This is a genomic window from Streptomyces sp. NPDC026515 (assembly GCF_055567595.1).
This window is the reverse complement of record NZ_JBVHQD010000016.1, coordinates 217,902-243,417: the sequence shown is the minus strand read 5'-3', so window position 1 is coordinate 243,417 and position 25,516 is coordinate 217,902. Positions and strand designations below refer to the sequence as shown.

The 25,516-nt window shown below is 71.4% G+C and carries 25 protein-coding genes; 20 read left to right on the top strand and 5 right to left on the bottom strand.

Features of this window, described 5'->3' with window-relative positions; genetic code table 11:
* From ACZ4O3_RS30785 to ACZ4O3_RS30740, 10 genes are all read left to right on the top strand, one after another.
* A partial coding sequence (locus ACZ4O3_RS30785; protein WP_358955986.1) for a DNA-directed RNA polymerase subunit alpha C-terminal domain-containing protein occupies positions 1-381 on the top strand: 381 nt, incomplete at its 5' end.
* A gap of 86 nt (positions 382-467) precedes the next feature.
* Positions 468-977, top strand: coding sequence for a 50S ribosomal protein L17 (rplQ, locus tag ACZ4O3_RS30780; RefSeq protein WP_362726679.1), 510 nt, complete (start codon positions 468-470; stop codon positions 975-977).
* Between the two features lie 127 nt (positions 978-1,104).
* A complete protein-coding gene (gene truA, locus ACZ4O3_RS30775; protein ID WP_362726681.1) occupies positions 1,105-1,971 on the top strand; it encodes a tRNA pseudouridine(38-40) synthase TruA in 867 nt (288 codons plus the stop codon).
* A 272-nt stretch (positions 1,972-2,243) separates the two neighbouring features.
* Positions 2,244-3,776, top strand: coding sequence for a glycosyltransferase family 2 protein (locus ACZ4O3_RS30770; RefSeq protein WP_467725321.1), 1,533 nt, complete (start codon positions 2,244-2,246; stop codon positions 3,774-3,776).
* Positions 3,773-4,783 carry a glycoside hydrolase family 26 protein gene (locus tag ACZ4O3_RS30765; RefSeq protein ID WP_362726687.1) on the top strand — a complete coding sequence of 337 codons (1,011 nt, stop codon included), beginning with the start codon at positions 3,773-3,775 and terminating at the stop codon, positions 4,781-4,783. Before ACZ4O3_RS30770 ends, ACZ4O3_RS30765 begins: the two co-directional genes overlap by 4 nt.
* Positions 4,780-6,465, top strand: a complete 1,686-nt coding sequence (locus tag ACZ4O3_RS30760) for a hypothetical protein (protein WP_467725319.1) — start codon at positions 4,780-4,782, stop codon at positions 6,463-6,465. The genes ACZ4O3_RS30765 and ACZ4O3_RS30760 overlap by 4 nt, the downstream gene beginning before the upstream one ends.
* Positions 6,462-8,003: a glycosyltransferase family 39 protein gene (locus ACZ4O3_RS30755; protein ID WP_467725317.1), complete on the top strand. Its 1,542-nt coding sequence runs from the start codon at positions 6,462-6,464 to the stop codon at positions 8,001-8,003. Before ACZ4O3_RS30760 ends, ACZ4O3_RS30755 begins: the two co-directional genes overlap by 4 nt.
* 33 nt (positions 8,004-8,036) lie before the next feature.
* Positions 8,037-9,377, top strand: coding sequence for a UDP-glucose dehydrogenase family protein (locus ACZ4O3_RS30750; RefSeq protein ID WP_467725316.1), 1,341 nt, complete (start codon positions 8,037-8,039; stop codon positions 9,375-9,377).
* Entirely contained in the window at positions 9,374-10,156 is a 783-nt protein-coding gene (locus ACZ4O3_RS30745; protein WP_467725314.1) for a polyprenol monophosphomannose synthase, read from the top strand. Before ACZ4O3_RS30750 ends, ACZ4O3_RS30745 begins: the two co-directional genes overlap by 4 nt.
* Entirely contained in the window at positions 10,153-10,665 is a 513-nt protein-coding gene (locus tag ACZ4O3_RS30740) for a GtrA family protein (RefSeq protein ID WP_362716523.1), read from the top strand. The genes ACZ4O3_RS30745 and ACZ4O3_RS30740 overlap by 4 nt, the downstream gene beginning before the upstream one ends.
* A 19-nt stretch (positions 10,666-10,684) precedes the next feature.
* Here ACZ4O3_RS30740 and ACZ4O3_RS30735 read toward each other — a convergent pair whose 3' ends face one another.
* The gene (locus ACZ4O3_RS30735) at positions 10,685-11,569 is read right to left on the bottom strand and encodes a hypothetical protein (RefSeq protein WP_467725312.1); all 885 of its coding nucleotides are present in this window, start codon (positions 11,567-11,569) and stop codon (positions 10,685-10,687) included.
* A gap of 333 nt (positions 11,570-11,902) precedes the next feature.
* On the opposite strand from ACZ4O3_RS30735, the gene rplM reads away from it, so the two are divergent.
* The 3 genes from rplM to glmM all read left to right on the top strand — a co-directional run bounded on the left by rplM (position 11,903) and on the right by glmM (position 14,489).
* The gene (gene rplM, locus ACZ4O3_RS30730; RefSeq protein ID WP_352223065.1) at positions 11,903-12,346 is read left to right on the top strand and encodes a 50S ribosomal protein L13; all 444 of its coding nucleotides are present in this window, start codon (positions 11,903-11,905) and stop codon (positions 12,344-12,346) included.
* Positions 12,347-12,388: 42 nt separating this feature from the next.
* Entirely contained in the window at positions 12,389-12,901 is a 513-nt protein-coding gene (rpsI, locus tag ACZ4O3_RS30725) for a 30S ribosomal protein S9 (protein WP_351318187.1), read from the top strand.
* A gap of 229 nt (positions 12,902-13,130) precedes the next feature.
* A complete protein-coding gene (glmM, locus tag ACZ4O3_RS30720) occupies positions 13,131-14,489 on the top strand; it encodes a phosphoglucosamine mutase (protein ID WP_384989473.1) in 1,359 nt (452 codons plus the stop codon).
* 108 nt (positions 14,490-14,597) lie between these two features.
* On the opposite strand, the gene ACZ4O3_RS30715 is transcribed toward glmM, so the two are convergent.
* From ACZ4O3_RS30715 to ACZ4O3_RS30705, 3 genes are all read right to left on the bottom strand, one after another.
* Positions 14,598-15,527 carry a DUF389 domain-containing protein gene (locus ACZ4O3_RS30715; protein ID WP_362716513.1) on the bottom strand — a complete coding sequence of 310 codons (930 nt, stop codon included), beginning with the start codon at positions 15,525-15,527 and terminating at the stop codon, positions 14,598-14,600.
* A gap of 27 nt (positions 15,528-15,554) precedes the next feature.
* Complete coding sequence (gene coaA, locus ACZ4O3_RS30710; protein WP_362716535.1) at positions 15,555-16,523, bottom strand: type I pantothenate kinase; 969 nt, start codon at positions 16,521-16,523, stop codon at positions 15,555-15,557.
* Between the two features lie 198 nt (positions 16,524-16,721).
* Positions 16,722-16,922, bottom strand: a complete 201-nt coding sequence (locus ACZ4O3_RS30705; RefSeq protein WP_362716510.1) for a hypothetical protein — start codon at positions 16,920-16,922, stop codon at positions 16,722-16,724.
* Positions 16,923-17,084: 162 nt separating this feature from the next.
* Here ACZ4O3_RS30705 and glmS point away from each other — a divergent pair, with 162 nt between their 5' ends.
* The 7 genes from glmS (at position 17,085) to tsaE (ending at position 25,138) form a co-directional block, all read left to right on the top strand.
* Positions 17,085-18,932, top strand: a complete 1,848-nt coding sequence (glmS, locus tag ACZ4O3_RS30700) for a glutamine--fructose-6-phosphate transaminase (isomerizing) (protein WP_362716507.1) — start codon at positions 17,085-17,087, stop codon at positions 18,930-18,932.
* A 52-nt stretch (positions 18,933-18,984) separates the two neighbouring features.
* On the top strand, positions 18,985-19,356 hold the full coding sequence (locus tag ACZ4O3_RS30695) for a holo-ACP synthase (RefSeq protein ID WP_362716504.1): 372 nt from the start codon (positions 18,985-18,987) through the stop codon (positions 19,354-19,356).
* 54 nt (positions 19,357-19,410) lie between these two features.
* Positions 19,411-20,865 (top strand): NAD(P)H-hydrate dehydratase, encoded by a 1,455-nt coding sequence (locus tag ACZ4O3_RS30690; RefSeq protein ID WP_467725310.1) that lies wholly within the window; start codon positions 19,411-19,413, stop codon positions 20,863-20,865.
* Between the two features lie 171 nt (positions 20,866-21,036).
* The gene (locus ACZ4O3_RS30685) at positions 21,037-21,957 is read left to right on the top strand and encodes a L,D-transpeptidase (RefSeq protein ID WP_362730878.1); all 921 of its coding nucleotides are present in this window, start codon (positions 21,037-21,039) and stop codon (positions 21,955-21,957) included.
* Between the two features lie 93 nt (positions 21,958-22,050).
* Positions 22,051-23,247 carry an alanine racemase gene (alr, locus tag ACZ4O3_RS30680; protein ID WP_467725309.1) on the top strand — a complete coding sequence of 399 codons (1,197 nt, stop codon included), beginning with the start codon at positions 22,051-22,053 and terminating at the stop codon, positions 23,245-23,247.
* A gap of 129 nt (positions 23,248-23,376) precedes the next feature.
* Positions 23,377-24,630: an alpha/beta fold hydrolase gene (locus ACZ4O3_RS30675; protein WP_362717192.1), complete on the top strand. Its 1,254-nt coding sequence runs from the start codon at positions 23,377-23,379 to the stop codon at positions 24,628-24,630.
* Complete coding sequence (gene tsaE, locus ACZ4O3_RS30670) at positions 24,596-25,138, top strand: tRNA (adenosine(37)-N6)-threonylcarbamoyltransferase complex ATPase subunit type 1 TsaE (RefSeq protein ID WP_362717194.1); 543 nt, start codon at positions 24,596-24,598, stop codon at positions 25,136-25,138. The genes ACZ4O3_RS30675 and tsaE overlap by 35 nt, the downstream gene beginning before the upstream one ends.
* Before the next feature lie 117 nt (positions 25,139-25,255).
* On the opposite strand, the gene ACZ4O3_RS30665 is transcribed toward tsaE, so the two are convergent.
* Positions 25,256-25,501 carry a hypothetical protein gene (locus ACZ4O3_RS30665; protein WP_467725308.1) on the bottom strand — a complete coding sequence of 82 codons (246 nt, stop codon included), beginning with the start codon at positions 25,499-25,501 and terminating at the stop codon, positions 25,256-25,258.
* Positions 25,502-25,516: the final 15 nt, after the last annotated feature.

Sequence of the window (25,516 nt, the reverse complement as noted above, 5' to 3'; positions counted from 1 at the left end):
CTGGTCGAGCTGTTCGGTCTCGCCCGCGAGCTGAACATCGACGCCGAGGGCATCGACATGGGCCCCTCGCCCACGGACGCCGCCCTCGCCGCCGACCTGGCGCTGCCGATCGAGGAGCTGGAGCTCACGGTCCGCTCCTACAACTGCCTCAAGCGTGAGGGCATCCACTCCGTGGGTGAGCTCGTCGCCCGCTCCGAGGCCGACCTCCTGGACATCCGCAACTTCGGTGCGAAGTCCATCGACGAGGTCAAGGCGAAGCTGGCCGGCATGGGCCTGGCCCTCAAGGACAGCCCGCCCGGATTCGACCCCACGGCCGCTGCCGACGCCTTCGGCGCCGACGACGACGCGGACGCGGGTTTCGTGGAGACCGAGCAGTACTGATCGGTCGTATGCCGGTGGGCATCCGCTCACCGGGTTCCTGACCCCGGTACCTGACACGGCCGGGGCAGACACACAGGAGAAGAACCATGCCGAAGCCCACCAAGGGTGCCCGTCTGGGCGGCAGTGCCGCGCACGAGAAGCTGCTCCTCGCGAACCTCGCGAAGTCGCTGTTCGAGCACGGCCGTATCACCACCACCGAGGCGAAGGCCCGCCGTCTGCGGCCGTACGCCGAGCGTCTGGTCACCAAGGCGAAGAAGGGCGACCTTCACAACCGCCGCCAGGTGCTCCAGGTCATCACGGACAAGAGCATCGTGCACACGCTCTTCACCGAGATCGGCCCGCGGTACGAGAACCGTCCGGGTGGCTACACCCGTATCACCAAGATCGGTAACCGTCGTGGCGACAACGCGCCCATGGCTGTCATCGAGCTGGTCGAGGCGCTGACGGTCGCGCAGCAGGCGACGGGCGAGGCCGAGGCCGCCACCAAGCGTTCCGCCAAGGACGCCGAGGTCAAGGCCGAGGAGACCAAGGTCGAGGAGACCGAGGTCGTCGAGGACGCCAAGGCCGACGAGACCGAGGAGTCGAAGGAGGCGTAAGGCTGTCCTTCGGCTGCCGGTCCGTTGCGGCTGGTCGCGCAGTTCCCCGCGCCCCTCTGGGGCGCACTGGTGGGCCCGTTCCTTTCGGGGGGCGGGCCCGCTGCTGTGTTCCTGAGAGGATTCTTCCGTGAGTGACGAAGTTCAGCCCGGCCATGTCCGTGTCCGCCTCGACCTGTCCTACGACGGAACCCAGTTCCACGGGTGGGCCAAGCAGGCCGGCGGGAAGCGGACCGTGCAGGGGGAGATCGAGGACGCGCTGCGGACCGTGACTCGGTCGGGGGAGACGACCTACGAGCTGACCGTCGCCGGGCGCACCGATGCCGGGGTGCACGCCCGCGGCCAGGTGGCGCACGTCGATCTGCCCGGAGAACTGTGGGCGGAGCAGCGGGAGAAGCTGCTCAAGCGGCTGGCCGGACGTCTGTCCAAGGACGTACGGGTGTGGTCGCTCACGGAGGCGCCCAGCGGTTTCAACGCCCGGTTCTCCGCGGTCTGGCGCCGGTACGCGTACCGGGTCACCGACCACCCGGGCGGAGTGGACCCGCTGCTGCGCAACCACGTCCTGTGGCACGACTGGCCGCTGGACGTCGACGCCATGAACGAGGCGGCCGGCCGGCTGCTGGGGGAGCACGACTTCGCCGCCTACTGCAAGCGCAGGGAGGGGGCCACCACCATCCGGACGCTCCAGGAGCTGAGCCTTCGGCGGGACAGCGAGGGGATCATCACGGCCACCGTGCGGGCCGACGCCTTCTGCCACAACATGGTGCGGTCGCTGATCGGAGCGCTGCTCTTCGTGGGGGACGGCCACCGCGGGCCGGAGTGGCCGGGGAAGGTACTGGCCGCGGGGGTCAGGGACTCGGCCGTCCACGTCGTACGACCGCACGGGCTGACCCTGGAGGAGGTCGGCTATCCGGCGGACGAACTGCTGGCGGCGCGGAACAAGGAAGCGCGGAACCGGCGGTTCCTGCCCGGAACTGCCGGTTGTGAAACGTGTTAAATGAGTGCGCCCTTCAAGGAAATATTGGATGACAAGCGGACCTTTCGGACGTAAGGCTCCACAAACCCCTTACGTCGTTCACACTCCTTAGATATATTCACGAATCTGACCCCTTTGTTCGAAGGGGTTTTTTGGGGTGGGGATGTATCGGGCCTAAGGCCCGGAGGGTGGGAATGTCATCCATTGACTCTGCCCGCATGTCCGAAGCGGCCGGCGCCGGGGGGCGCCGGTCCGCTCGGCACGGAGGAAGGCGTGGCGCCGACCGGGCGTCGATGGGGCTGTTGCCCGCGCCGCCCTCGCATGCGGAGAAGTATGCGTACGTCAAACGGCGGCTGTGGGTGCTGACGATCGCCTCGATCGTCAGCTTCGGATGCCTGACGGTCAGTCAGGTGTCGCTGGCGAAGGCCAGTCCACTGATGTGGATCTTCGCGCCACCGCTGTTCTTCACGGTCGTCTACTACCTGATCTCGCTGCGGGTGAACGGCTTCACCCGGGGCTTCGACTTCGCGTACCACCAGAAACTGGTGCGCGAGTGGCGGCCCGTGGACTACCCCAGCGTCGACGTCTTCCTGCCGGTGTGCGGGGAGCCGATCGAGGTGCTGCACAACACCTGGACCCATGTGCGGCAGCTGGCCGACCGGTACCCCGGGGTGTGCGTACCCTTCGTCCTCGACGACGGCGCGAGCCCTGAACTGGCGGCCATGGCCCGGGACTTCGGCTTCCGCTACGGCACCCGGGAGAACCGTGGCTGGTTCAAGAAGGCGGGCAACCTGCACTTCGGGTTCGGGCAGTCGGACGGCAAGTACGTCCTCATCCTGGACGCCGACTTCACCCCGCGCTCCGACCTCCTGGAGGAGCTGCTGCCGTACCTGGAGGCGGACGACCGCATCGGGATCGTGCAGTCCCCGCAGTACTTCCGGGTCCTCGACTCGCAGAACTGGATCGAGCGCGGGGCCGGGGCGGTGCAGGAGCTGTTCTACCGGTCCGTGCAGGTGTCACGGCAGAACAGCGACGGGGCCATCTGCGTCGGCTCGTGCGCGATCTACCGGCGGGCGGCGCTGGACACCAACGGCGGTACGACGCTGATCGAGCACTCCGAGGACGTGCACACCGGGTTCGACCTGCGCGGGCTCGGCTGGGACCTCAGGTACGTGCCGGTCGCGCTCTCCACGGGCGTGTGCCCGGACGCGGCCGGCGCCTTCTTCAACCAGCAGTACCGCTGGTGCTCGGGCTCCATGTCACTGCTTGCGAGCAAGAAGTTCTGGGACGCGAAGATACGTTTCTCCAGCCGTCTCTGTTATCTGTCCGGCTTCTTCTACTACATCCACACGGCGCTGTTCACCTTCATCGCGCCCCTCGTGCCCATCATGCTGCTGGTGGCCAGCCCCGAGATGCTTCAGGTCCGGCATCTGGTCTGGGTGCTGCCCAGCATCGTCTACACGACTCTGATCTTCCCGATGTGGCACCGGTCGCCGTACCGGCTGGAGGCCTGGTCGGCCCGCATGATGTACGGCTGGGCACATGTCTTCGCGATCTGGGACATCCTGCGCAAGCAGCGGATGGGCTGGCAGCCGACCGGTTCCAAGAACGCGAAGAAGAACAAGACCCGCCGGTTCTGGCTGGGCCTGTGGATCTGGAGCGGCGGCACCGCCGTGGTCTGGGTCGGCGCCGCCGTGTACCGGCTGTTCACCGGCTACCCGCCGGACTTCGCCCTCGTCCTGTCCTCCGGGCTGTTCTACGCGCTCGTCGTCGCGCGTGCGCTGATCCAGCCGAAGGAGCACCACATGGGTGGTGAGCCCGCGTGATCCGCAAGACCCTCCTCCCGCTGTGTGTGGCGTTGATGTCCCTGGCGGGTGCCGCCGGCTGCGGTGTGCTCGGCGGCAGCGACGACCCCGCCGCCGAGGCCGCCCGGGAACCCGCCGGCAGCTCCTCCGCGGGGGCCGCCGGCGCCCGCCCGCGCTATGACGTGACACCCCTGCTGCACCCGCGGAAGGAGTACTTCGGGGTCGCCCTGAACGGCGCGCCCAGCTCCGTCGAGCCGGTCGACGCCTTCGCGAAGACCGTCGGCAAGAAACCGAACCTGGTCGGCTCCTATTCGTCGTGGGGCGACGGCTTCAACGCGAAGGGCGCCCAGAACGTCTTCGGCGACGGCGGTCTGCTGTACGTGTCGTGGGAGCCGTACAAGCCCGGCCTCGACAAGATCGCCGACGGTTCGCAGGACGCGTACATCAAGAAGTACGCGGCCAGTGTCCGCGAGACGAACGTGCCCGTCGCGATCAGTTTCGGCCACGAGATGAACGGCCACTGGTACCCGTGGGGCACCAAGGACACCACGCCCGAGACCTTCGTGAAGGCGTGGCGGCACGTCCACGACGTCTTCGAGGACGTGGGCGCCACCAACGTGATCTGGGTGTGGAGCCCGAACGTGGTCAACCCGGTGCCGTCGGTGAAGCTGAAGCCGTACTGGCCCGGCGACGCCTACGTCGACTGGGTCGGCATCGTCGGCTACTGGACGGCGACCGGCGCCCACACCTTCGACACGCTGTACGGCCCGACCCGGCGCCAGGTCTCCGAGTTCACCGACAAGCCCGTGCTCATCAGTGAGACCTCCTCGGAGCCCGGGGAGCGGCGGCGGGCCGACGTACGTGCGCTGCTCGGGGGCGTCGAGGCGGACGACGACGTCATCGGCTTCCTGTGGTTCAACATCCCCAAACGGGCCGACTGGCGCATCCAGAGCAGCCCGCTGGCCCTGGCCGAGTTCAAGCGGCTGATCGCTGACGACGCGTTCGGATTCGAGGTTCCCCGGTCATGACCACGCGGCAGCAGGATCCCTCCGGCGCCGGCCGGGCGGGTCCGGGCGGACAGGACTGGCAGCAGCAGTATCCGCCGCACTACGGCGAACAGCATCAAGGACAGGTGCCGCAGCAGGCCTACGGCGGTCAGAACCCCGGAAGCCAGGCCTACGGTGGTCCGGGTTACGGGGGCCAGCAGCAGGACGTCCACGGCGGGCGTCAGCCGTACGCGCGGCCGCCCTACCCGGAGGAGGACTCCGGGGCCGAGTACGCCGAGTACTACGTCCCGCACTACACGGTCCTCGAGTCCGAGCCGGAACCCGACCCCGAGCCCGATCCGGGATATGTGCTGCCCGAGGTCCCGGTGTCGGCGTGGTCGGTCGACAACAGCCGGTCGGCCTGGATCAGCCGGGGTGTCCTGGTACTGATCCTGCTGGTGCAGGTGGGGCTGTCGTACCGGCTGGACGGCAGCGCCTTCGCCCAGGAGGCGAAGTTCCTCACGGCCGACGGCCGGCTGTCGGGTCCGATCGCCGGGCTGGGCCTCGCCGGGGCCCGGACGCTGAGCCTGGCCTGGGCGCTCGGCGCGACGGCGCTGCTGTTCGGCGCGACCCGGCTGCTGTTCAACGTGCGGGCCGGGCTCGCGGCCGCCGCCGTGTACTCCGTGCTGGAGTCGACCGCCTTCACCGGCCGGTACGCCTCCCTGCACTCCCTGTCGCTGTTCCTGCTCGCCGCGGCCCTGTGGCTGCTGGCCAGGACCCGCCAGTCGAACCCCGCGGCGGTGCTGGTGGCGGTGCCCTTCGCGGCGCTGGCCCCGTTCGCCGCGTACTCGGCGGCGCTGTACCTGCCGACGCTGACCCTGCTCGCCGTGCTGACCGCCTACCGCTTCCGGGGGGCCGGCGCCTTCGCCCGGGGCGGGCTCTTCGCGGCGGCCACCGGTGCCCTGTGCTTCCTGGGCGTCCAGGTGGCCGGCATGCCGAGCGGCTGGAACGCCCACGCCACCGAAAGCGGGCGGCACCTGCTGGAGGAGAGCGCCAAGTGGGGCGGGGTGGTGCTGTTCGTCGCGGTCATCGGGGCCGTGGGCTTCGCCCGCCGTGCCCGGATGGGTGAGATGCCCTGGGCGGAGGGCTCCGCGCCGGGCGCGGTCCGGCGTTCCGCACTGGGGCTGACGATGTGTGCCACCGCCCTGCTCGCCCCCCTCTACCAGGCCTGGCTGGGCAACGGCAGTTCGCTGCACATCCACATCGGATTCGGTCTGCTCTTCGCGGTGCCGATGGCGGGCCTGGGCATCTCCCGGATGATGGGGGCCCACTTCCGGTATCCGCAGATCGGCATCATGGTCTACGTCGCCGCGCTGGTCATCGGCATGGCGCAGACCCGCGACCTGTACCGGCCGCCGGACTCGGCGGCCATGATCGGCGCCCTGCGCGGGGTCGTGGACGACAAGGGCAGCTATCTGTCCGACGATCCGGAGATCTCCGCGTACTACCTGCACGCCCGCACCGACCCGGGGCAGTGGCACCAGGCGGGGCGGGGGACCGCCCTGGCCGCCGAGGTGAAGAAGGGCTACGACGCCATCGCGCTGCGGACCGCCTCCGTGCCCGCCGTGCTGCGCGGCAACGACGACTACCGGCTCGTGGCAGTGGTTCCGTCCGCCGGCGGGGACCACGGGCAGCAGCCCTACCGGATCTGGGTGAAGCGATGACGGCGTACACACCACCGGTTGACGAGAGGGCTGTCCCGGAATCCGCGGAGGGCACCCGGACCGGGCGCCGCCGGTCCGCCGACGCCGCCGGGCGGGGCTCCGCGTGGCTGGTCCTGCTGCTGCCCTCGCTGGTCGCCGCCGCCTGTGTGCTCCCGGGCCTCGGGGGGCGCCAGCTGTGGCGGGACGAGCACGCCACCTGGTGGGCGTCCACGCTGTCCTGGTACGACCTCGGGCGGCTGATCGACCACATCGACGTGGTCTTCACGCCGTACTACGCGGCCATGCACCTGTGGATCGCCGTCGCCGGGGACTCACCGGCGATGCTGCGGCTGCCGGGGGCCCTCGCCATGGCGGTCTCGGCCGGGCTGGTCGGGCTGCTGGGGCGCCGGATGTTCGCGGTGCGCACCGGGCTGCTGGCGGGGCTGCTGTTCGCGGTGGTCCCGGCGATCACCCGGTACGGGCAGGAGGCCCGGCCCTACGCGTTCGCGACCATGTTCGCGCTGCTGGCCACGCTGCTGCTGCTGCGCGCGCTGGACAAGCCGAGCCTGCTGGGCTGGACGCTGTACGGCCTCGCGATCGCGGGCACCGGTTTCAGCCACCTGGTGGCGATGTCGGTGCTAGCCGGGCACCTGTGGCTGGTCTGGCTGGCCCGGCGGCGGGGCGACCGCATCGCGCACTACGCCTTCACGGCCGCCGCCCTGCTGGGTCTGTCCATCACGTTCCCGATGGTGGCGCAGGGCACCGGGCAGAGCGGCCAGATCGCCTGGAACGTCACCACGGCCGACGATCTGATCCAGTTCCCCGGCACCCTGTTCGGGTCGTGGGTCACCGGCGGGACGGTGATGGCCCTCGGCGTGCTCGGTCTGCTGGCGGCCGGGCGGTACTCGGTGCTGCTCGCCGCCTGGGCCGTGCTGCCACCGGTCCTCACCTTCGTCACCGCCAACCAGCTGCACCTCTTCCTGCCGCGGTATCTGCTGTTCACCATCCCGGCCTGGACGCTGCTGGTCGCCGCCGCGCTCACCCGTCTCACCGGGCGGCTCGACCCGCAGGCCCGCCGGGGCACCGGGATCAAGGTGCTGAGCGGGGTGCTGGTCACGGCCGCGGCGGCCGGGTACGTGCTCGCGGCGTGGCCCGCCGTCGGCGACGCCAAGAAGGACCTGGCCGCCGAGCCGGACTACCGGGGCGCGGCGAACACGATCGTGGCCGGCGAGCGGTCCGGCGACGGCATGGTCTTCAACGGGGTGCTGTCGGAGCGCAGGGCCATGGCGTACGAGCTGCGGGACCGCCAGGCCCCGAAGGACGTGCTCATGGAGTGGACTCCGCAGCAGAACGGCTCGTACGGCGCGACCGAGTGCGACCGCCCGGCCCGCTGCCTGAAGGGCGTCGACCGGTTGTGGCTGGTCTCCACCGTCGCGGACGGACGTCCCCCGCTCACCGGCAAGGACGCGAAGACGGCCGCGGTGCTCGGCAAGGAGTTCAAGGCCACGCGCACGGTCCGGCTGAACCATGTCGTCGTCCAGGTCCTGGAACGCAAGTAGCCGCTCGCCCGGAGGAAGGAAGGAGGCCGCCGGATGCGGCTCACCGTCACAGGCACCGGCTACCTGGGTGCCACCCACGCCGCCTGCATGGCGGAGCTCGGGCACGAGGTGCTCGGTGTCGACGTGGACCCGGACAAGGTCGCCGCACTGCGGGCGGGCCGGGTGCCGTTCCACGAGCCGGGGCTGTCCGGGCTGATCGCCAGGCACACCGCGAGCGGGCGGCTGCGGTTCACCACCGACCACGCGGCGGCCGGGGCCTTCGGCGAGGTGCACTTCGTGTGCGTCGGCACCCCGCAGCGGCCCGGCTCCGAGGGCGCCGACCTGACCCACGTCGACGCGGCTTTCGCGGCGATCGCCGGGCACGCGGCGCCCGGGGCGCTGATCGTCGGCAAGTCGACCGTGCCGGTCGGGACGGCCGGGCGGCTGGCCGCGGCCTTCGACGCCGAGGTCGCCTGGAACCCGGAGTTCCTGCGGGAGGGGTTCGCCGTCGAGGACACCCTGCGGCCCGACCGGCTGGTGTTCGGGGTCCGGTCGGAGCGTGCTGAATCGATTCTGCGGGCGGTGTACGAGCCCGTCCTGGCTCTCGGCACCCCGCTGGTCGTCGCCGACTTCCCGACCGCCGAGCTGGTCAAGACGGCCGCCAACGCCTTCCTCGCCACCAAGATCTCTTTCATCAACGCGATGGCCGAGGTCTGTGAGGCGGCCGGCGGCGACGTCGGGGTCCTCGCCGAGGCGATCGGGCACGACGAGCGGATCGGCCGGAAGTTCCTGCGCGCGGGCGTCGGGTTCGGCGGCGGCTGCCTGCCCAAGGACATCCGCGCCTTCGCGCACCGCGCCGACGAACTCGGCGTCTCGCTCGCCTTCCTGCGCGAGGTGGACGCGATCAACATGCGCCGCCGTGACAAGGTTGTCGGACTGGCCCGGGAGCTCTGCGGGGGCACGGTGCTCGGGGCCCGCATCGCGGTGCTGGGCGCGGCCTTCAAGCCGGACTCGGACGACATCCGGGACTCGCCCGCGCTCAACGTGGCCGCCCGGCTGCGCCTGGAGGGCGCGGACGTCACGGTCTACGACCCCGAGGCGCTGGACAACGCCCGCAAGGCGTTCCCGCTCCTCGGCTACGCACTGTCGGCCGAGGAGGCGCTGTGCGGCGCCGGCCTCGTGCTGCATCTGACGGAGTGGCCGCAGTTCCGGGAGATCGACCCGGAGCACGCCGCCACGCTGGTCGCCCGGCCACTGGTCGTGGACGGGCGGGGGGTGCTCGACGCGGACCGCTGGACCGCGGCGGGCTGGCATTTCCGGGCGCTGGGCAGACCCGCGCCGGCTGCGGAGAGGCCCACCGCGGGCCTCCCGGGGGAGGGAAAGAGAACACCATGACGGAGCTCGACAGACGCCACGGCACACCGGTCACCGTGGTGATGCCGACCTACAACGAGGCGGCGAACCTGCCCCGGATGGCGGAGCTGGTCCTCGGCCTGCCGGTCGACGGGCTGCATCTGAAGATCGTCGACGACTCCAGCCCGGACGGCACCGGGCGGATCGCCGAGGAGCTCGCCGAGAAGTACAACGCCGACCGGCCCGCCGGGCGGCCGCGCATGAGCGTGCTGCACCGGACCGAGAAGGACGGCCTCGGCCGCGCCTACGTCGCGGGCATGACCGCGGCGCTGGCGGAGGGCGCCGCCTACGTCGTCCAGATGGACGCCGACGGCAGCCACCCCGCCGAGGCCATCGTGCGGATGATCGACGCGGCCGTGACCGAGGGGGCGGGCCTGGTCGTGGGCAGCCGCTACGTGACCGGCGGCTCGCTGGACGAGGAGTGGGGCAGGCACCGGGTACTGCTCTCCCGGTTCGCCAACCGGTACGCCCGTACCGTGCTCGGCACCGAGATCCGGGACATCACCGCCGGGTTCAACCTGTGGTCGGCGGACACCCTGCGCGACGTGGACCTGCGGACGCTGGACAGCGCGGGCTACAGCTTCCAGGTCGAGCTGAAGTTCAAGGCGGTCCGGTCCGGGCACCGCGCCGTGGAGATCCCGATCCGCTTCGAGGAGCGCACCGAGGGCGAGTCCAAGATGAACCTCGCCACCCAGATCGAGTCCGCGGTGATGCCGCTGCGGCTGCGGCTGCGCCACCGGCAGAGCCGAACGGGACGGTGAGCGGGCGGCACGCGGTCCCCTCGCGGTGGGGGAGCCTGTACCGCGAGGTGGCGAAGTTCGGTCTGGTGGGGCTCACCGGATTCGTGGTGAACCTGGCGGCCTTCAACCTGATCAGGGCCGCCGTCCACTGGCAGCCGGTGCGCGCGAGCGTGATCGCGACAGCCTGTGCCGTACTGGGCAACTACGTGGGCCTGCGCTACTTCGCCTACCGGGACCAGGACCGGGACGACGGCGGCGGCCGGAAGGAGCTGGGCCTGTTCCTCTTCTTCAGCGCGGTCGGCCTGGTCATCGAGAACGGGGTGCTCTACGCGACCACCTACGGGCTCGGCTGGCAGAGCACGCTCTCCTACAACGTCAGCAAGTTCCTCGGTATCGGCATCGCCACGCTGTTCCGTTTCTGGTCCTACCGCACCTGGGTCTTCAGGACCGCCGAGGCCACCCCGCCGCGCACGGTAGCGCGCGGCGGGCCCCAGGAGCCCGTGCTCCAGGCCACCTGGGAGCGGACCTGACCGGACGACGTGTCCGAGATCACTGGCCGGCGTCGGCCGCGGCGGAGGCCTGGGCCTCGCCGCGCCTGCGGATCTGCCGGAAGGTGAACTCGGCCAGGTCGTCGCCGGTCTGGAAGACCTTGGTGTCCTTGGTGGTGACGTCCTTGCCGCTGAGGAATCCGGCGGTGGTGAAGTAGGCGTACCGGCCGTAGGAGTTCGTCGTCGTACGGCAGACGCCCGAGGCGCAGAAGGTCTTGGCGCCGGAGCCGGCCAGCGCGGTGACGAAGCCCTTCTTGTCGGCCTCGGTCTTGGCCTTGGCCGCCTGTGCCTCGGTGTCGAAGACCGCCACGCCGACCGTGACCGCGACGCCGTCCTTGAAGTAGGTGACGCGCAGCAGCTGAGTGCAGTCGTTCTTGGTGAGGACGTTCGGGAGGGTGCCCTTGGCGGCCGTGCCGCACTTCTTGGTCTCGGCCGTGGCGCCCTTCTTGTAGACCGTCTCGCCCATGGTCAGCTGGGTGCCCGGGAAGAGGGTCTCGGCGCTGAGCGGCGCCGTGTCCTGCTTCGCGCTGGATATGAAGTCCTCGGGATCCAGCGGCGGCGGCGCACTGGTCGGCGCGAAGGACGGCGCGGAGGCCGCCGACTCGCTCGGCAGCGAGGCGGTCGCGGGCAGGTTGCTGGGCGTGCCGGAGGCCTTGTTGTCGCCGTTGGCGGACACCACGGCCATGGCGACGGCGGTGCCGATCGCCAGAGTGGCGACCACGCCGCCGCCGATGAACAGCACTCTGCGCCGTTTGTTGCGCGTCTCCGAGGCCTCGGCGAGCGCGGCCCAGTCCGGAGTCTGGTCGGCGCCGCCGCTCCAGGGCTGCTGTGACTGCGGTTTCCAGGGATCCCACTGGGACTGGGGTCCCCCCTGCCCATAGCTCATGGGGCGCATCTTAGACGGGGGTCGAGGGGTACCGGTGCGACAGTACGAAGGGTGATAGTGGACCTTTGGTGCACGGTGGAGCATCCCGGTGCCGCCACGCGGCGCCGATGTGTGCGCGAGCTCGTTTTGACCCGTCCGGGGGCGCCCCGGTACGCTGACTCTTCGTTGTGTATTGGCTTGCTCATTCTCACGGGACGGGCCCTTACACCGGTCCACCGGGCCGATGACCAGCAATCCCACGTACGCGGTATGCGTCGCCGCAGTGGCTCAGGCTGTCGTGATCGTTTCGGTGACCTGTTCAGGACCATTCACTCGAAGCGAAGGCTACGAACCGTGCGTACGTACAGCCCCAAGCCCGGCGATGTGACGCGCCAGTGGCACGTCATCGACGCTCAGGACATCGTCCTGGGTCGTCTCGCCACCACCGCCGCGTCCCTTCTGCGGGGCAAGCACAAGCCGATCTACGCTCCTCACGTCGACACCGGTGACTTCGTCATCATCGTCAACGCCGACAAGGTGCACCTGTCCGGCAACAAGCGGACCCAGAAGATGGCGTACCGCCACTCCGGGTACCCGGGTGGTCTGCGCTCCGTCCGCTACGACGAGCTGCTGGACAAGAACCCCGAGAAGGCCATCGAGAAGGCCGTCAAGGGCATGCTCCCCAAGAACACCCTGGGCCGTCAGATGCTCTCCAAGCTGAAGGTCTACCGAGGCGAGAACCACCCGCACGCTGCGCAGCAGCCGGTTCCGTTCGAGATCACCCAGGTCGCGCAGTAAGTCCGGCCACCCCCTAAGACTGAAGAGAATCTGAGGAGCATCGTGGCCGAGACCACTGCCGAGCAGCCGCTCGAAGAGATCGACATCGACAGCTACACCACGGAGACGGACGTCCCCGTCGAGGGCGAGTACACCTCCGAGTCCCTCGCCTCCCGCTTCGGCGACCCGCAGCCGGCCGCCGGCCTGGGCCGTCGCAAGAACGCCATCGCCCGCGTCCGGATCGTCCCGGGCACCGGCAAGTGGAAGATCAACGGTCGCACCCTTGAGGACTACTTCCCCAACAAGGTGCACCAGCAGGAAGTCAACGAGCCCTTCAAGGTGCTGGAGCTCGAGGGCCGCTACGACGTCGTCGCCCGCATCGCCGGTGGCGGTGTCTCCGGTCAGGCCGGTGCGCTCCGTCTCGGTGTCGCCCGCGCGCTGAACGAGGCCGACGTCGACAACAACCGCGGCCCGCTCAAGAAGGCCGGCTTCCTCAAGCGCGACGACCGTGCGGTCGAGCGCAAGAAGGCCGGTCTCAAGAAGGCCCGCAAGGCTCCGCAGTACAGCAAGCGTTAATCGCTCGCTGCCTGCCCGTACGCACGTCCGAGCCGGACCCTGGGGATCCGGGTTCTGGCTCGACGCGTACTCCGAACGCCCCGGCGGCACGCCACATGTGCCACCGGGGCGTTCGTTTATCCCGGTCAAGGGCGTATAACGACACAAGACGCTCAAAGGCTGGTGTGATCGCATGACTAAGCGCCTGCCATCATTTCCTGGCAGCAAGGACGCTTCTTCAGGAGGACAAGTGGGACGACTCTTCGGCACGGACGGCGTGCGCGGCGTCGCCAACGCGGACCTGACCGCCGAGATGGCGCTCGGGCTGTCGGTCGCGGCGGCGCACGTGCTGGCCGAGGCGGGCACCTTCGAGGGCCACCGGCCGAAGGCGGTCGTCGGACGGGACCCGCGCGCGTCCGGGGAGTTCCTGGAGGCTGCCGTGGTCGCGGGCCTGGCCAGCGCCGGTGTGGACGTGCTGAAGGTGGGTGTCCTCCCGACGCCCGCCGTGGCCCACCTGACCGGCGCACTCGGCGCGGACCTCGGTGTCATGCTCTCCGCCAGCCACAACGCCATGCCCGACAACGGCATCAAGTTCTTCGCCCGGGGCGGCCACAAGCTCGCCGACGAGCTGGAGGACCGGATCGAGGCGGTCTACGAGTCCCACCGGCACGGCGAGCCCTGGGAGCGGCCCACCGGCTCGGGCGTCGGCCGGGTGCGGTCCTACGACGAGGGCTCCGAGCAGTACGTCGCCCATCTGCTGTCGGTCCTGCCGAACCGGCTCGACGGGCTCAGGATCGTCCTGGACGAGGCGCACGGCGCGGCCGCGGGGGTCTCGCCGGAGGCGTTCCGCCGGGCCGGCGCGGAGATCGTCACGATCGGCGCGGAGCCGGACGGGCTCAACATCAACGACGGTTGCGGCTCCACCCACCTCGGCAAGCTGAAGGCCGCGGTGCTCGAACACGGGGCCGCGTTCGGTGTCGCCCACGACGGCGACGCGGACCGGTGCCTGGCCGTCGACCACACCGGCGAGGAGGTCGACGGCGACCAGATCCTGGCGGTGCTGGCGCTGGCCATGCGGGAGCGGGGCGCGCTGCGCGCCGACACCGTCGTCGCCACCGTCATGTCCAACCTCGGCTTCAAGCTGGCGCTGGAGCGGGAGGGGGTGCACCTCGTGCAGACCGCGGTCGGCGACCGGTACGTCCTGGAGGAGATGAAGGAGCACGGGTACGCCCTCGGCGGCGAGCAGTCCGGGCACGTCATCATCCTTGACCACGCGACGACCGGCGACGGCACGCTGACCGGACTGCTGCTGGCGGCCCGGGTCGCGCAGACCGGGCGGTCGCTGCGGGAGCTGGCAGGCGTGATGGAGCGGCTGCCGCAGGTGCTGATCAACGTGCCCGACGTCGACAAGTCCCGGGTGAAGACCTCCGGGGACCTGGCGGCGGCGGTCGCGGAGGCGGAGCGGGAGCTGGGGGAGACCGGGCGCGTGCTGCTTCGCCCCTCGGGGACCGAGCCGCTGGTACGGGTGATGGTGGAGGCCGCGGACATCGAGCAGGCGCGGTCGGTGGCGGGACGGTTGGCCGACGCCGTGAAGTCCGCGCTGGGTTAGGTTCTTCCGCCGGGTCCGGGCGGCGGGGGACGCCCGTCGCGGACCGCGGGTTCGCCGTCGCCGGTCGCGCGCAGGCCGCGACGCCGCACCTGTCACGGCGCGGCGCCCCTAGGCTGGTGGGCGTTCGCGTTTCCAGAGCAGCTTCTGGGCGACCAGCGTCGACGTTCCGGCCAGCGCGATGCCCAGCAGGTTCAGCAGCAGTTGCTCCGTCGAACCCCAGGCCTGGCGGTACTCGGTGAAGGCGAAGGCCACCGCCGCGTTCGCGGCCGCCGGGACCGTCGTCACCGAGATCGCCACGCCCACCAGGGCGCCCGACTTCGCCGAGGTCAGGGAGAGTATCCCGGCGATGCCGGCCAGTACCGCCACGACGAAGGAGAACGCGTCGGGGCGGTAGATGAAGTTGGTGTTCGGGCGCTCCGCCTCCAGCTGCACCTTCGTGAACAGGCCGAGGCCGTCCATGAGGTAGGTGAAGCCGACCGTCACCAGTATCGCCACCGCGAAGCCGGCGAGCAGCGCGGTGAGGGAGCGCACCGCCAGGCGGGGGCGGCGCCGGACCAGCGCCGTGCAGATGCCGGCCAGCGGGCCGAACTCGGGGCCCACCGCCATCGCGCCCACGATCAGGATCGCGTTGTCCAGGACGACACCGCAGGCCGCGATCATCGTCGCCAGGGTGATGAAGGCGATGTAGGTGACCGACAGGGTCGACTCCTCGTGGGTCGCCTCCGTCAGTCCCTCCCACAGCACGGCGTCCGCACCCTCGCCCGGCGCCTGCGCCTCGGCCTCGTCCGCCCGGTGCGACAGGCTCAGGTCGATGTCCTCGACGGATATCGAGCCCGTACGGTCGAGGTCCAACACCTTGAGCGCGCGGATCAGTTCGTCGCCCGCCTCACGGGCGACGTCGCACATCACGACGTCCCCGGCGGGGTCGCGGGCGGCACCCGGCAGGACCACGAGGTGGGCGGTGCCGACCGTCTTCTCGATCAGCCGGACCACGTCGTCCGTGCGGTCCGCGGGGGTGATCAGGCGCAGATGCAGCATGAAGCCTTTCTAACAGGCCGGATCCCGTCAGAGCTTGCGGAGCCTCAGCCGCTGCACCTTGTGGTCCGGGCCCTTGCGGACGACCAGGGTGGCGCGGCCGCGGGTGGGTGCGATGTTCTCCACCAGGTTGGGCTTGTTGATGGTGCGCCACAGGCCGCGGGCGTAGTCGACCGCCTCCTCCTCGGAGACCTGGGTGTACTTCCTGAAGTACGAGTCCGGGTTCTGGAAGGCGGTCGCGCGCAGCTTGCGGAAGCGATTGAGGTACCAGGTCTCGATGTCCTCGACGCTCGCGTCGACGTACACGCTGAAGTCGAAGTAGTCGGCGAGGCCGACCCGGGTGCGGCCGTCCTTGCCGGGGAGGGCGGGCTGGAGGACGTTGAGCCCTTCGACGATCAGGATGTCCGGGCGGCGGACGGTGAGCTTGCGGTCCGGGACGATGTCGTAGATGAGGTGCGAGTAGACGGGGGCGGTGACCTCGTCCTTGCCGGCCTTGATGTCGGCGACGAAACGGGTCAGGGCCCGGCGGTCGTACGACTCGGGGAAACCCTTGCGGGCCATCAGGCCGCGGGCCTCGAGCTCGTGGGTGGGGAGCAGGAAACCGTCCGTCGTCACCAGCTCGACGCGCGGATGCTCGGGCCAGCGCGAGAGCAGCGCCTGCAGGAGCCGGGCCACGGTCGACTTCCCGACGGCGACCGAGCCGGCCACGCCTATGACGAACGGGGTGCCGGACTGGGACCCCTGCTCACCGAGAAAGGTGTTCAGGGCGCCTCTGAGCCCGTCGGTGGCGCCGACGTACAGGTTGAGCAGGCGGGACAGCGGGAGGTAGATGTCCCGCACCTCGTCGAGGTCGATGACGTCGCCGAGGCCACGCAGCTTCTCGACCTCCTCGGCGGTGAGCGGCAGCGGAGTCTTGTCCCGCAGCGCGCTCCACTCGGAACGGGTGAGGTCGACGTAGGGAGTCGCCTCCGGCCTGTGCCGGTGGGCGCTCCGGGGCATCGGGGAGACCGGAGAGATCACGTTCCATTGTTAACGGAGTTTGAACGGGGTGGGGGGTGGGGTCGGTCACGTGCCTGCCGGGTGCGCAGCGCGACCCGGCCCGCGCGGCGGAGATCTGCGGGTCGTCCATCCTGGCGGTCACCCGCGACGGATCGATCTCGGCGTCGACATGAGCGGGGCACACGTCACGCAGCGCGGTCAGGACATTCGTCCGGTCGGGCTCGGGCAGCTCTGCGAGGAACAGGTGGCCCGACGCGGCGTCGGCCGCGAGATCACGCTCCGCCCGTCCGTCACATGCCGGAGCCCGAAGTCGGCCACCTCGTCGAAGAGGGCGGACGCGGCGAACCAGTTGTAATCCGCTCCCGGCCCGCCGGCCGGGAGCGGCACGAGCTTCGTCATCGCTTCCTCCCGGGCGGTCGCGAACCGGTCGGACACGGGCCGTGGTAGGCGCCGGGCGACCGTGCCGGGCAGCCGATGCACCGCGGGGAACGGCGGGATGATTTCCGATTTCGGGCATGCTGAGCCGTGTTCGAGCGGGGGGCGGCGCTTAGGCTGCCGCTCATGTGCGGAATCGTGGGATACGTGGGGGCGCAGTCGGCGCTCGATGTGGTGGTCGCCGGGCTGAAGAGGCTGGAGTACCGCGGGTACGACTCCGCGGGCGTCGCCGTGCTCGCCGACGGCGGACTGGCCTCGGCGAAGAAAGCCGGGAAGCTGGTCAACCTGGAGAAGGAACTGACGGAGCGACCGCTGCCGAGCGGGGCGACCGGGATCGGGCACACCCGCTGGGCCACGCACGGCGGACCGACGGACGCCAACGCGCATCCGCACCTCGACAACGCGGGCCGGGTCGCCGTCGTCCACAACGGGATCATCGAGAACTTCGCCGCGCTGCGTGGCGAGTTGGCGGAGCGCGGGCACGACCTGGCCTCCGAGACGGACACCGAGGTGGTCGCGCACCTGCTGGCGGAGGAGTTCTCCGGCACGACCGATCTCGCGGAGGCGATGCGGCTGGTGTGCCGGCGCCTGGAGGGCGCGTTCACGCTGGTCGCGGTGCACGCCGACGACCCGGACGTGGTGGTGGGCGCGCGCCGGAACTCCCCCCTGGTGGTGGGCGTCGGAGCGGGCGAGGCCTTCCTCGCCTCGGACGTCGCAGCGTTCATCGCCCACACCCGGTCGGCGATCGAGCTGGGCCAGGACCAGGTGGTGGAGCTGCGCCGGGACGGCGTGACGGTGACCGGCTTCGACGGCGCCCCGGCGGACGTCCGTTCGTACCACGTCGACTGGGACGCGTCGGCGGCGGAGAAGGGCGGTTACGACTACTTCATGCTCAAGGAGATCGCCGAGCAGCCCAAGGCGGTCGCCGACACCCTCCTGGGCCGCATCGACGCGATGGGGTCGCTGACCCTGGACGAGGTCCGGATCGGCGCCGCCGAGCTGCGCGAGGTGGACAAGGTCGTGATCGTCGCCTGCGGTACGGCCTTCCACGCAGGCCTGATCGCCAAGTACGCCATCGAGCACTGGACGCGCATCCCGTGCGAGGTGGAACTGGCCAGCGAGTTCCGGTACCGGGACCCGATCCTGGACTCCCGGAGCCTGGTCATCGCCATCTCGCAGTCCGGCGAGACCATGGACACCCTGATGGCGCTGCGGCACGCGCGGGAACAGGGCTCGAAGGTCCTCGCCATCTGCAACACCAACGGCTCGACGATCCCGCGCGAGTCCGACGCGGTGCTCTACACCCACGCCGGTCCCGAGGTCGCGGTCGCCTCGACCAAGGCGTTCCTCACCCAGCTGGTGGCCTGCTACCTGGTCGCCCTCTACCTGGGCCAGGTGCGGGGCACCAAGTGGGGCGACGAGGTGAGCGCCGTGATCCGGGACCTCTCGCACATCTCCGGCGAGGTCGAGCGGGTCCTGGAGACCATGGAGCCGGTACGGGCGCTCGCGCGCTCCCTCGCCGACAAGAAGACGGTGCTGTTCCTCGGCCGGCACGTCGGCTACCCGGTCGCCCTCGAAGGCGCCCTCAAGCTCAAGGAACTGGCGTACATGCACGCCGAGGGCTTCGCGGCGGGCGAACTGAAGCACGGTCCGATCGCGCTGATCGAGGAGGACCTGCCGGTGGTGGTGGTCGTACCGTCGCCGCGCGGCCGGTCCGTCCTCTACGACAAGATCGTCTCCAACATCCAGGAGATCCGGGCCCGGGGCGCGCGCACGATCGTGATCGCGGAGGAGGGGGACGAGGCGGTGGTCCCCTACGCCGACCACCTGATCCGCATCCCGGCCACCCCCACCCTGCTCCAGCCCCTCGTCGCCACGGTCCCGCTCCAGGTCTTCGCCTGCGAACTCGCCACGGCCCGCGGCAACGAGGTCGACCAGCCCCGCAACCTGGCGAAGTCGGTGACGGTGGAGTGAGCGGGACGGCCGGACCGGCTTGCGGTGGGCGGGCGGATCGTAGGGTGCCCGGGTGAGCATCATCGGGGTAGGGATCGACGTCGCCGAGATCGACCGGTTCCGGGAGTCGCTGGAGCGGACTCCCGGGCTGGCCGCCCGGCTCTTCGTGGAGGGGGAGTTGCTGCTGCCGAGCGGGGAACGGCGCGGTATCGCCTCGCTCGCGGCCCGGTTCGCGGCCAAGGAGGCGCTGGCCAAGGCGCTGGGCGCGCCGCCGGGACTGCTCTGGACGGACGCGGAGGTGTACGTGGAGGACAACGGGCGGCCGCGGTTGCAGGTCAAGGGGAGCGTGGCCGCGTGCGCGGCGGAACTCGGGGTGCGGTCCTGGCACGTGTCGCTCAGCCATGACGCCGGGGTGGCGTCGGCGGTGGTGATCGCGGAGGGGTGACCCGGACGGGGCGGGCGGATGCGCGCCCCGGCGGTTCCGGGGGAGACTCGGGGCATGCGCACTGCTTACAGCGTGGAGACGGTACGGGCGGCCGAGCGGGAGTTGATGGCGCGGCTGCCGGAAGGGGCGCTGATGCAGCGGGCCGCCGCCGGGCTGGCCGCCGCCTGCGCCGACCTGCTCGGACGGGTGTACGGCAGCCGGGTGGTCCTGCTGGTCGGCAGCGGTGACAACGGCGGCGACGCGCTGTACGCCGGCGCGCGGCTGGCCGGGAGAGGGGCGGGGGTCGTGGCCGTGCTGCTCGCGCCGGAGCGCACCCACGCGGGTGGTCTCGCGGCGCTGCGCCGGGCCGGCGGCAGGACCGTACTGGCGGCAGACGCCGAGGAGTTGATCCTGCGGTGCGATCTCGTCGTGGACGGGATCGTGGGGATCGGCGGGACGGGCGGGCTGCGGCCCGAGGCGGCCGCGCTGGCCGCCGTGGTGGAACGGTCGCGGGCCGCCGTGGTCGCCGTGGACCTGCCCAGCGGGGTGGAGGCGGACAGCGGAGAGGTACGGGGAACGGCGGTACGGGCGGACCTGACCGTCACCTTCGGGACGCACAAGCCGGGGCTGCTGGTCGATCCGGCCCGGCAGTACGCGGGTTCGGTGCGGCTGGTCGACATCGGGCTCGAACTGCCCGCCGAGGCCGAGCTGGAGGCGTTGCAGGACGTGGACGTGGCGCGGCTGCTGCCGACGCCGGGAGCGGAGAGCGACAAGTACCGGCGGGGCGTGGTGGGAATCGTGGCCGGGTCGGCCCGCTATCCCGGGGCCGCGGTGCTCGCCGTCGCGGGGGCGCTGCGGGGCGGGGCCGGGGCCGTCCGGTACGTCGGGCCCGCCGGCGACGAGGTGCTGGCGCGCTTTCCCGAGACGCTGGTGTCGGACGGGGGGCCGCGCAAGGCCGGGCGGGTGCAGGCGTGGGTGGCGGGACCGGGGGTGGGCGACGACGCCGACGCCGTCGCCGAGGTGCTGGAGGCGGACGTTCCGGTGCTGGTCGACGCGGACGGGCTGCGGCTCGTCGACCGGGACGCGGTGCGCGCTCGCAGGGCGCCCACGCTGATGACTCCGCACGCCGGGGAGGCGGCGGCGCTGCTGGGGGTGGGGCGGGAGGAGGTCGAGGCCGGCAGGCTCGCGGCGGTACGGGAACTGGCGGCGGCCTACCGGGCGACGGTGCTGCTGAAGGGGGCGACGACGCTGGTGGCGGCGCCGGGCGACGGGGTCGCGGCCGTCCGGGTGAACGCGACGGGGACGCCGTGGCTGGCCACCGCGGGGAGCGGGGACGTGCTGTCGGGACTGGCGGGGTCGTTGCTGGCGTCCGGTCTCGACGGGCGGGACGCGGGGAGTGCGGCGGCGTATCTGCACGGGCTCGCGGGGCGGTTCGCGGCGGAGGGGGCGCCGACGGTCGCGCACGCGGTGGCGGACGAGCTGGGAGCGGCGTGGAGGGGCGTGTTCCCGTCCGGGTTCCGGGGGCGGTAGGCCGGTGGGCCGGTAGTGCGGTAGGCCGCGGCGTCGTGTTTCGGGTGCGGCCCGGTGGGGGCCGTTCGCGCAGTCCCCGCGCCCCTGACGGGGCGCGTCCCGCTCCCTCCCTCGGGTGACCCGGCCGCGCGGCTCCCCCGGATTCACGGGCGTGCAGGGTTGTCTGATCACATGATTAATGGACGAATCACGCGATGCCGGGTCCGTCATGCGCGTGGGGTCGCGGGGGTCCTGGTCGCCGCCGCGGTGGTGATCTGCCTCGGGGCCGGGAGCGTGGCCGCGGACACCGCGCACCAACCGCCCACCGCCGTGGCCGAGTCGGACCTGGTGCCCGGGGTCCCGCCCGGCCCCGGGCGGCCCTGGCAGGTCGACACCCCCGACCAGATGCTGGCGCCGAAGGTGTACCGGCCCAGCGCCGAGGAGGACGCCGTCGAGCCCAAGGCGGCGCCACCCGGGATCTACGACCTCGTGGAGTACGTGCCGCTCAGCGACGCCGTCGCCAAGGTGAGCTGCTCCAAGCTGACCGGGCCGTACCAGCGGCAGGTCGAGCAGTGGCTGAAGCTGAAGGCGGACGGCAAGCAGTCCGCCTCCGACTGCAAGGAGATCCAGAAGTTCCAGAAGTCGCACAAGATCAAGCCGGCCACCGGCTTCGCGGGACCCGTGACCTGGTACCAGATGAACTTCCTCTCGGCCAAGAAGAACCCGAACGCCAGGAAGAACTGCCCCGTGAAGTCGTACCGGGTCGCCTGCGTCGATCTCAATCGGCAGGTCACCTGGGTGCAGAAGGCCGGCAAGGTGGTCTTCGGGCCGGTGCAGATGAGGAGCGGGCGGAAGGGGCATGCGACCCGCGCCGGGTTGCACACCGTCTACTGGCGGCACAAGAACCACTGGTCGACCCTGTACAACTCGCCCATGCCGTACGCCCAGTTCTTCGACGGCGGCCAGGCATTCCACGCCGTCTACGGTTCCCTCTACACCACCGTCGGCTCGTGGGGCTGCGTGAACCTCAAGCTCGGCGACGCCAAGAAGCTGTGGGGCGTGCTGAAGAAGGGCGACAAGGTGTACGTGTGGGGGCACCGGACGGGCACCTGACCCGGTGCCCGCCGGGTACCCGAGGAGGACCGGGGCCCGTACCAGGGCCTGTGCCGGAGGGCTGACAGAGGCCTCTGAGACACTGGGGGCGCGATGAGTGAGACAGCTACTGCACCGACCGCGCCCCTGCGCGCCCGCGCCGAGATCGATCTGGCCGCCCTGCGGGCCAACGTGCGGACCCTGCGCGCCCTCGCGCCGGGCGCGGCCCTGATGGCCGTGATGAAGTCCGACGCGTACGGCCACGGAGCCGTCCGGTGTGCCCGCGAGGCCGTCCGGGCCGGCGCCGGCTGGCTCGGCACGGCCACCCCCGAGGAGGCCCTGGCGCTGCGCGCGGACCCCGGGCTGCCCGCGGACGTGCGGATCATGTGCTGGCTGTGGACCCCCGGCGGGCCGTGGCGGGAGGCCATCGAGGCCGACCTCGACGTGTCGGTGAGCGGGATGTGGGCGCTGCGCGAGGTCGTCGCGGCCGCCCGGGCCGCCGGCCGCCCCGCGCGCGTGCAGCTCAAGGCCGACACCGGGCTCGGGCGCAACGGCTGCCAGCCCCGGGACTGGCCCGGGCTGGTCGGCGAGGCGCTGCGCGCGGAGACGGCCGGGCTGGTCCGGATCACGGGGCTCTGGTCGCACTTCGCCTGCGCCGACGAGCCCGGCCACCCCTCCGTCGCCGCGCAGCTCGCCCTGTTCCGCGAGATGCTCGCCCACGCCGAGGAGCGGGGCGCGCGCCCCGAGGTGCGGCACATCGCCAACTCGCCGGCCACCCTCACCCTCCCCGACTCCCACTTCGACCTGGTCCGCACGGGCATCGCCGTCTACGGCATCTCACCGAGCCCCGAGATGGGCAGCGCGGCCGACTTCGGGCTGCGTCCGGTGATGACCCTCTCCGCCTCGCTCGCCCTGGTGAAGCACGTCCCGGGCGGCCACGGCGTGAGCTACGGCCACCGCTACCTCACCCCCGGGGAGACCACCCTCGGGCTGGTCCCCGTCGGCTACGCGGACGGCATCCCGCGCCACGCCTCCGGCACCGGACCGGTGCTGGTCGGCGGCAAGTGGCGCACGGTCGCCGGGCGCGTCGCCATGGACCAGTTCGTCGTCGACCTCGGCGGCGACGAGCCCCCGGTCGGCTCCGAGGCCGTGCTGTTCGGTCCGGGCGACCGGGGCGAGCCCACCGCCGAGGACTGGGCCCAGGCCGCGGGCACGATCGCCTACGAAATCGTCACCCGCATCGGAACCCGGGTTCCCCGCGTCTACGTGAACGGGGAACCGAGTGGGCAGGAACCAGGGGACGGGAACTGACCTCAGGGGTTCGGCGGCACCGGAACCCGGTTACACCTGTACCAGCAGCAACGGACTCAGCAGTCATCTCGTCGGTGTCACCCGTTTCACCTAACGAGCGAACTGCAGTACGGCGAAGAGGAGCAGTACGTGAGCGAGAGCAGTGCGGAGGCCGTAGCCGACGCCGCGGCGGCCGTCGCTTCCGCCACGGGGGCGGACGGGACCTGGCTCAAGGTCACCGGTATCGCCGGGGCCGCCATAGGGGTGCTCGCCGCCGGTGCGGCGGCGGGGGTCGCGGTGGAGCGGATGACCGTCGGCCGCGGGATGCGGCGCAGGGCCCGGCTGGCGCTGGACTCCGCGGGACCGTACGGCACCCTGCGCGGCACGCCCGGCAAGGCGACCTCCGACGACGGCACCGAGCTGTACTACGAGGTGGACGAGGTGGAGCCCGACCTCGGCCCGGCCGTCTCCCCGCGCCGCCGCAGGCTCTTCGGCCGCAAGGCCCCCGCCCCCGTCACCGTCGTCTTCAGCCACGGCTACTGCCTCAACCAGGACTCCTGGCACTTCCAGCGGGCGGCCCTGCGCGGAGTCGTCCGCACCGTGCACTGGGACCAGCGCAGCCACGGCCGCTCCGGGCGGGGCGTCGCCCAGCACGAGAGCGGTACCGCGCTCACCATCGACCAGCTCGGCCGGGACCTGAAGGCCGTCCTCGACGCGGCCGTCCCCGAGGGGCCGATCGTGCTGGTCGGGCACTCGATGGGCGGCATGACGGTGATGGCACTCGCCGCGCACTGCCCCGAACTGGTCCGCGACCGGGTCGTCGCCACCGCGTTCGTCGGTACCTCGTCCGGGCGGCTCGGCGAGGTCAACTTCGGGCTGCCGGTCGCCGGCGTCAACGCGCTGCGCCGGGTGCTCCCCGGAGTGCTGAAGGCGCTGGGTACCCAGGCGGCCCTGGTGGAGAAGGGGCGGCGGGCCACCGCCGAGCTGTTCGCCGGGATCATCAAGCGGTACTCGTTCGCCTCCCGGGAGGTCGACCCGGCCATCGAGCGGTTCGCCGAGCGCATGATCGAGTCGACCCCGATCGACGTGGTCGCCGAGTTCTATCCGGCGTTCACCGACCACGACAAGACCGCGGCGCTCGCCTACTTCCAGGATCTGCCGGTGCTGGTGCTGGCCGGGGTGCAGGACCTCGTCACCCCCAGCGAGCACAGCGAGGTCATCGCCGATCTGCTGCCCGACGCCGAGCTGGTGCTGGTCCCGGACGCCGGGCACCTGGTCATGCTGGAACACCCGGAAGTGGTCACCGACCGCCTCGCCGACCTGCTCACCCGCGCGGGTGCCGTGCCGGCAGGGGCTACGGTAAGTGGCTATGGAAGCACCAGCAGCACGGCACGGCCAGGCTGACGCCCCGGCCGGGGCCGCGGCCGGCAACGGCACGGAGTTGATCGTCGACTCTCCCGGGCGGATGGGGGAGCTGGGGCGCCGGCTGGCCGCATTGCTGCGCGCCGGTGACCTCGTGATGCTCAGTGGGGAACTCGGCGCGGGCAAGACCACGCTGACCCGCGGACTGGGCGAGGGGCTCGGCGTGCGCGGGGCCGTCACCTCCCCGACCTTCGTGATCGCCCGCGTCCATCCGTCCCTCGGGGACGGGCCGCCGCTCGTCCACGTCGACGCGTACCGCCTGGGCGGCGGCCTCGACGAGATGGAGGACCTGGACCTCGACGTCTCGCTGCCCGAGTCGGTGATCGTCGTGGAGTGGGGCGAGGGCAAGGTCGAGGAGCTGACCGAGGACCGGCTCGTCGTGCAGATCCACCGGGCCGTCGGGGACACCACGGACGAGGTACGGCACGTGACCCTGACGGGGCTCGGGGAGCGGTGGGCCTCGGCGGACCTGGGGACACTGTCCGTCTGAGCGGCGGGTGAACATTCCGACGAGGCGTCGGCAAGATATTGCGTTTCGTGACGCGGGCGTGGTCACATGGAACCCAGCCCGTGGTTAGGTGTACCTAACTTCATCCGCCCCCGCAGCTCAGGAGGCGTCCATGCCCGCGTCCCAGCCCCCGGAACGGCAGCCGTCCGCGGCCGCCGGAGTCTCCATGCGCGAGCTGCTGGCGTCCTGTGCGGCCGCTGACGCGGTGTCGAGGCCGCCGAGAGTGCCGGAGCCGCCCGCGCGGCCGGCCGAGCGGCGCACCCGGGCCGCGTAGGCGGGGGGCCGGCCGCCGGCGGGTCGGTGCGGCTGCGCGGGGGCCGGGCGCGCGGTTCCTCCGAGCCTCATGGCCGGGGTACCCCC